Origin of the sequence: Flavobacterium sp. ACN2 (genome assembly GCF_002303885.1) — a bacterium.
GTDB lineage: Bacteria > Bacteroidota > Bacteroidia > Flavobacteriales > Flavobacteriaceae > Flavobacterium.
The window spans coordinates 1-799 of the sequence record NZ_MRCM01000045.1 but is presented as its reverse complement, the minus strand read 5'-3'; the positions used below and the strand labels follow the sequence as shown (position 1 = coordinate 799).

Here is a 799-nt window from a genome sequence, read left to right as displayed (position 1 = left end):
TGCCTGAAGTCGGTGACCGCAAGGAGCTGCCTAGGGTAAAACTGGTAACTAGGGCTAAGTCGTAACAAGGTAGCCGTACCGGAAGGTGCGGCTGGAACACCTCCTTTCTAGAGCTCTATGTGTTAGCGGAAACGCACGCTGGGGAAATAAGATGCCGGACTATAGGTTTGGAATCTGAGATTGTATTGCTCTTGCTGTTAATTTAAAAAAATGATAAAAATTAAGTAAAACAGAGTCTCGTAGCTCAGCTGGTTAGAGTACTACACTGATAATGTAGGGGTCGGCAGTTCGAGTCTGCCCGGGACTACCAAAAACTTCAGATTTAAGATTATAGATTTTAGATTTAAGAAGAAAAACTGAAAAGCTTGATTAAAAGGAAATTCTGGAAGCTGGGATTCACCAAAGGAAATTAGAGAAGAATTAAGAAATCTAAAATCTGAATTCTAAAATCTAAGATTTAAAAATGGGGGATTAGCTCAGCTGGCTAGAGCGCCTGCCTTGCACGCAGGAGGTCAACGGTTCGACTCCGTTATTCTCCACTGGTTCGCCCAGGCGAATAAAAGTTCATTGACATATTGAGATAAGAAAATAATAAGAAAGTAGAAAGCGTTTTTTATTGAGCATCCGTGCAAAATATAGAAAACAAACAAAAACGGTCTCATTTTAAAAATGAGATTGGTGCAATAAGCAAAATAAGGGCGCATGGGGAATGCCTAGGCTCTCAGAGGCGATGAAGGACGTGATAAGCTGCGAAAAGCTGCGGGGACTGGCACACACAGATTGATCCGCAGATATCCGA

General features: G+C 42.1%; 2 tRNA genes and 2 rRNA genes. All 4 read left to right on the top strand.

Going from position 1 to position 799, the window contains the following annotated elements:
- A 16S ribosomal RNA gene (locus tag BSF41_RS23540) occupies positions 1-107 on the top strand; the annotation flags it as partial.
- Between the two features lie 126 nt (positions 108-233).
- Positions 234-310, top strand: a tRNA-Ile gene (locus BSF41_RS23535).
- A 155-nt stretch (positions 311-465) separates the two neighbouring features.
- Positions 466-539 (top strand) — tRNA-Ala (locus BSF41_RS23530).
- A gap of 143 nt (positions 540-682) precedes the next feature.
- A 23S ribosomal RNA gene (locus BSF41_RS23525) occupies positions 683-799 on the top strand; the annotation flags it as partial.